Consider the following 5,094-nt stretch of genomic DNA (forward strand, 5'->3'; position numbering starts at 1 on the left):
TATGGCGTTCTGCAAGTGGTTTCCCGTGCCTTTGGTAATCAATAGCTGTTCGGTCCCCTTTGGGTTTTCTGCCACTAGTTCCGCTCGTATTTTTAGCGTGTACTCCATCACGTCCAAGACTTGGTGCGCTTCCAGTTTTAGGGTTCTTTCGTTGCTCCTGCGACTGCTCTTTACAAAGATTTTTCCTTCTCTCAATTTTACGTCGTTTACTTCCAGTCGGTTCAGTTCCAACGTTCCCAAGCCTTGGTAAATGATCAGTCCCAAGATGATCTTATTGCGTTTGGCGATGTTTTCATCTTCCTGTTTTTCCAAGTTCCCGATATCGTAACCGTGATAGATTTTTTCCAATGTGGGTTTGTCGATGATATTGTACAGCTTTCGTCTTTTGATGCCCTTGATGTTGATGTTCAAGGTGGGGTTATCGTTTCTTAACTGTCGCTTGGCGACCCAATCGAAGTAATGTCTTAAGCTGTTCATGTGCAGTTGTACGGTACGCTGTTTTATCGCTTTGTTCTTTAGATGCTGTACGTAGCTGATAACCTCGTTGTAGGTACTTTGTTCCGTTTCTATTTGGTTGCTTTCCGTCCAGACGGTGTATTGCAACAGGCTTTTGCTGTAGCTTTCCGATGTGGCTGTGCTAAAGCCTCTTGATAACAGGTAGTTTTTAAACGTCATTTTGTTGCTCTAAAAGATGTGTGTACACTTGGGTGGATTCCAGACTGCTATGCCCCAAGAACCTGCTTATCTTTTCCAAGGGCATCCCGTTTTGGAGCAGGTGCGTGGCGATGCTGTGGCGCAGTACGTGAAGCCTGATGTTCTTTTGTTGCAACTCAATATTGTTGCTCCGGTGTTGCAACAGCTTCAACCGCAGGGCAATGCTCTGGGCATCCATCCGTCTGCTGCGGCTGCTTACAAAAAAGGCTTCTTCCCGCTTGTCCTTGTTTAATAACGTTGGCCTGTAATCGTAAACATATTCTTCGAGGTATTTTAAGTTGGTCTTGTTAAGTGGTACAAATCGTTCTTTGTAACCTTTTCCCCTTCTAACGTGCAATATCTGTTTGTCCCAGTACACATCGCCGATGTCAAGATGATGGCCTTCGTTCCTTCGCAGACCACAACCGTAAAAAACCGTTAGTATGGCCTTGTCCCTTGATGCGATGGCCTCAAAAAGGTATTTGGGATTGTAGCGTGATATGTTATGATGATAACTTTCCGTGAGTTTGTAGAGCTCTCGGATTTCTGCAACGGTCAACGTCTCTATTTCGCTGGCGTCGCACGCCTCCCAATCGATGGTTAGCATTGGCAACACCATCCTTCCACTTTGGCGCAGGTAGTCCGTAAACTTATACAATGCCTGTAAATGCTTGTTCAAATAGGCGTTGCTCAAGCCACCGCCCTGACGTTCGTTGCTCCGTGATTTTAAGTGGTTGTAATATTCTTTTATCCGCTTGTTGTCCAGTTGCTTGATATGATTGATATTGTTCTGTTCGAGGTAGTAAAATAATTCTCGTATGTGGTTGGGAAGATTATAAACGGTACTTTCCGCATAGCCCAAAATATCCAGCCATTCCCTAAAGGATTGTTGCAGGTACTCATAGGATCGGTTTTTTAGGATTAATTTTTTCATTGCGCTTATGCTTTTTCGTGAACTTTGCGAACCACTACTTTAATTAACTGTTTATATGTATGTTATGTAGTTCATTTATAGATTGAACCACCTTTGGGCTACTGAACCACTTTACCGCCTTTTTAGCTTTACTAATGTCTTGTCCAGTACACTATTAATCTGTTTTTGCAGTTGATTATATTCTGTGGTACTGACGATTTCATAATGGTAACCAGTTGCTTTTTTACCTTTCACTTTTTTAATGTAGTAGCCTGTGAGCAATTGTAGATTGTAGCGTTTTTGATTGCTTGGGTTGATGCGTAGAACTTGCCGTATTTCCCGATTGGTAAACTGCTTTTTCTTTTTACTTTTCAGATAGCTTTTTACATTCTCTAAATAGTTTCTGCAACTTCCTGTAAGTTCATCGCTCTTGCGCAGTAAAATATCCTTTAAAAGCGTGTTGGCGTTCTCGATATCCTCAATGGCAACTTCGATGTATTCCTCGCCCGTTTCCTTATCAAATTGGCTTTCCCGTTGGAATTGACGGTAAAATGTAATGGCTTCTATAAATTGCAAATAGTGGTTGTTTGTTCTTCTCGGTTTAAATACCGATTGCGGTAATACCAACTTTTCTGCATACGGATTAATTATTCTAATCGGCTTTAAAACCCTTTGCACATTTTGTAAAAAGGTCTGTATTTCAAGTTCTTTGTACTTGTCAACTTTGCCCGAGGCGGCTCGCCTCTGGTACTGCATTATTTTCTCGTCCTGTTCGTTACTTTCATCCAAGTAGAGTAGGAAGCTCCTGTTTGCATTATCCTCGTAAATCTGTTCTTTGGTAGTGCATCCTGCTACACAAACAGGGCCTTCTACAACTAGATACTTGGTTTGGGTTTCGCCTTTGCTGTTTTTACCGGCAATGGTCTTTACGATACGTTTTTTGGTCTGTAGTTCCCGTAACGGGTAGAGTGCGTTTTCTGCTCCGTCCAGATCTTCAATAAGTATGACCTTGTTTTTAAGTTCTTGCTTTCCAAAATAGTAAAAGGCGTTTTCACTTAACGTCGTTATGCTTACCCGTTCTTCTTCCGGAACGAGTTCGCCAACTTTTTCCTGTAAATGCGTCTTTCCTGTTCCGCTACTGCCCAGGCTGATAACGTGTAAGGGTTGCTCTTGTTTGCGGTTGGTAAAGATGATGTACATTATCAGGCGGTTTGTTTCCTCGCCGATGATACCGCTTTGTTCGATTAGGCTGTTTGTCTGATTTAGTAAATCTTTGGATTTTAGGAAGGTTTCGGCTTTCTCTATCTCCTTTTTTGTGAGTTGCTTGATTTTTGGCTTTAGGTTTTCTTCGGTTTCCTTGATCTTTTCCAATCTGTATTTTTCCAACAGTTCCGTGAGTTCCGCAAAGCTTCCTGCTAAAATGGATGTCCCTATTTCCAGTTTCTCCGCACACTTGCGTATAAACTTCTCCAACTGGGTGTCGTTGTACAGATCGAGGTTGTGCCTTACCGGTGGCCGGCTACTTTCCTGCAACTGTACTTTCAGGGTGCTCCGCATCCTGTCCAGTCCGTCCAACCGTATGCCACCGAGTACGGCAAGCCGTAAGAGTTCGTTCTGATAAATTAACTGCTCTGGATTGCTTGTGTTGAGCTTCGTCGAAACATCTGCGTTGAAGTTTGTGGCCATTGTTTACAATTATTTTGATAATCATATTTGACTACAAATATATACATTTTGTTTATTTAAAAATATATACTTCGTTTACTATTTTCGGCATCATTATATTTTATGTCTATAAATAGCTAACTTTGTAAAGCATTTTTGATGTTTCATCTGTTAATTATTACGTTTATGTCGTTTGGCGATAACTTAAGGAAGATACGTGCGGACAAGGATATTTCACAGGGCGAGCTCGCCAAAATGATCGATGTCCACGCTACGCATATTTCGCGGTACGAACGTAATTTAACGTCGCCGACCATTGATGTGGCTAAAAGGATTGCCGATGCCCTCGAGGTATCCACGGATTCCCTTATTTATGGTTCCAACGAGCAGATTGTGAACAGCAAGCTCAATGATGAGGAGCTGTTGCAGTTGTTCTCCAAGGTGCAGTTGTTGGGCAACGAGGACATAACGAGCATCAAGGCGATGCTACGTGCCTTTGTGTTCCAAAAGGATATTCAAAAACAACTGGCATAAAAAAAAGAGCCCGTTAAGGCTCTTTTGCTATCTGCGGGTTTTTGAAGCCCTTGTATTTTTTTAGGTACTCTTCGTTGCCCTCGAATTGTAAATTCTCGCGGTACTTTTCCTCAATACGTGCAATCGGGATTTCATCCAAATCTATTGTTTGCTTGCCCAGAGTAGATTGTTCTAAGCTGTATTCCGTAAGTGTTTGATACATTACAAAAAGCATCATTTTTTCCCATGCACTGTGTTTTTTTTCTTCCCTATATGAAACTAAATAATCAATTTCCTCCCAATCATCTGCTAAGTTTTTAATATATGTTTTAGTATTTTTCACATCTCCTAGAAAATATCTTTTTTTCCAAAGAGGTCTTATTTTATTATATATATCTTCAAAATACATGGTGGCGAGGTTAATTGTTTATAATCTTGCCTTCTAGGTCTGTAGTGATCCTGTGTCCTTGCTTCTTTGCCTGAGTGCCAAAACCGGGAGAGTTCTTTGTAAATATCTTCCATTCGCCGTGTAGGCCAGTATGTGTTGTATAGGATTTACGGTAAATTGCTCCCGATTTTATATGGACGATTTCCCCAGAAACTGTTTTAAATTGACTTGGGTTTAATTTTGGTAAAGGAACCTTTCCGTTACCACCGTATTTAATTAGCTTGTTGGCCAATTTAGAAGCTGGCTTTCCCAAAGTTTTTGTGCCCCTTATGATGAACCCTCCCGGTATTATGGATGTGGTCACGTCCAAACCAAACTCCCTACGCTGTTCAGGCGAGTTGGCGTCCCAGTCCCTTGAGAAGATGTCACCGAACCTTGTGAGGGCGTTGCCCCCCGCACCGTTCAGGACAAAGTTCCAGTCCTGCTCGAACTTGCCCGGTATGGTCTCCTGCGAGTAATCGTATGCCGAGGCCGGTATCATCGTGCTCATCAAAAGAGGGGCGCTGAAAGAAAAATCCATTCCTGCCAGACCACGCATCATGTCCCCCGACATGTCCGTACCGGTCATCGTAACACCGTCCAATTGGTTCGGGCCCGTGGTGACCCAATCGTCATCACAGCATCCGTCGGCAAAACCACCATCGGCATCTACCATCAAAATAGGGTTGTTCCCCATGCCGAGATATGGCGAAGCATATTGCCCATACGGATCCGTTGTGAGCCACCGTCCTATGCGACTATCCCAAAGCCTTAACTGAAAGGCCTCCTTCCCCGTTTCGGGGTCCTTTTCCTGCCCCTGGAAGGCATATCTGTAGCCCTCGGCCCCCAGCAGGCTCTTGCCCGGCATGGGCATCCCGAAGGG

At 43.1% G+C, this 5,094-nt stretch carries 6 protein-coding genes; 1 reads left to right on the forward strand and 5 read right to left on the reverse strand.

The window, feature by feature from the left end; all coding sequences use genetic code 11:
- From KIM67_RS18415 to KIM67_RS18425, 3 genes are all read right to left on the reverse strand, one after another.
- The coding region (locus tag KIM67_RS18415) for a phage integrase N-terminal SAM-like domain-containing protein (protein ID WP_213833021.1) at positions 1-675 on the reverse strand (675 nt) is incomplete at its 3' end.
- Complete coding sequence (locus KIM67_RS18420) at positions 665-1,627, reverse strand: tyrosine-type recombinase/integrase (protein WP_213833022.1); 963 nt, start codon at positions 1,625-1,627, stop codon at positions 665-667. The genes KIM67_RS18420 and KIM67_RS18415, both read right to left, overlap by 11 nt.
- 111 nt (positions 1,628-1,738) lie before the next feature.
- The gene (locus KIM67_RS18425) at positions 1,739-3,292 is read right to left on the reverse strand and encodes a hypothetical protein (RefSeq protein ID WP_213833023.1); all 1,554 of its coding nucleotides are present in this window, start codon (positions 3,290-3,292) and stop codon (positions 1,739-1,741) included.
- A 138-nt stretch (positions 3,293-3,430) separates the two neighbouring features.
- Here KIM67_RS18425 and KIM67_RS18430 point away from each other — a divergent pair, with 138 nt between their 5' ends.
- Complete coding sequence (locus KIM67_RS18430) at positions 3,431-3,805, forward strand: helix-turn-helix domain-containing protein (RefSeq protein WP_213833024.1); 375 nt, start codon at positions 3,431-3,433, stop codon at positions 3,803-3,805.
- 13 nt (positions 3,806-3,818) lie between these two features.
- Here KIM67_RS18430 and KIM67_RS18435 read toward each other — a convergent pair whose 3' ends face one another.
- Together KIM67_RS18435 and KIM67_RS18440 are read right to left on the reverse strand one after the other, a co-directional pair.
- Positions 3,819-4,193, reverse strand: coding sequence for a hypothetical protein (locus KIM67_RS18435; RefSeq protein ID WP_213833025.1), 375 nt, complete (start codon positions 4,191-4,193; stop codon positions 3,819-3,821).
- Between the two features lie 10 nt (positions 4,194-4,203).
- A complete protein-coding gene (locus KIM67_RS18440) occupies positions 4,204-5,085 on the reverse strand; it encodes an RHS repeat-associated core domain-containing protein (RefSeq protein WP_313788453.1) in 882 nt (293 codons plus the stop codon).
- Between the last annotated feature and the right edge of the window lie 9 nt (positions 5,086-5,094).

The sequence above is a fragment of the Flagellimonas sp. 389 genome (assembly GCF_018449435.1).
Classification (GTDB): Bacteria; Bacteroidota; Bacteroidia; order Flavobacteriales; family Flavobacteriaceae; genus Flagellimonas.

What these genes read in the sequence shown, in the direction of transcription:
- KIM67_RS18440 (WP_313788453.1), bottom strand. Translation starts at nt 5,085, where the DNA reads ATGCCCATGCCGGGCAAGAGCCTGCTGGGGGCCGAGGGCTACAGATAT.
- KIM67_RS18435 (WP_213833025.1), bottom strand. Translation starts at nt 4,193, where the DNA reads ATGTATTTTGAAGATATATATAATAAAATAAGACCTCTTTGGAAAAAA.
- KIM67_RS18430 (WP_213833024.1), top strand. Translation starts at nt 3,431, where the DNA reads ATGTTTCATCTGTTAATTATTACGTTTATGTCGTTTGGCGATAACTTA.
- KIM67_RS18420 (WP_213833022.1), bottom strand. Translation starts at nt 1,627, where the DNA reads ATGAAAAAATTAATCCTAAAAAACCGATCCTATGAGTACCTGCAACAA.
- KIM67_RS18425 (WP_213833023.1), bottom strand. Translation starts at nt 3,292, where the DNA reads ATGGCCACAAACTTCAACGCAGATGTTTCGACGAAGCTCAACACAAGC.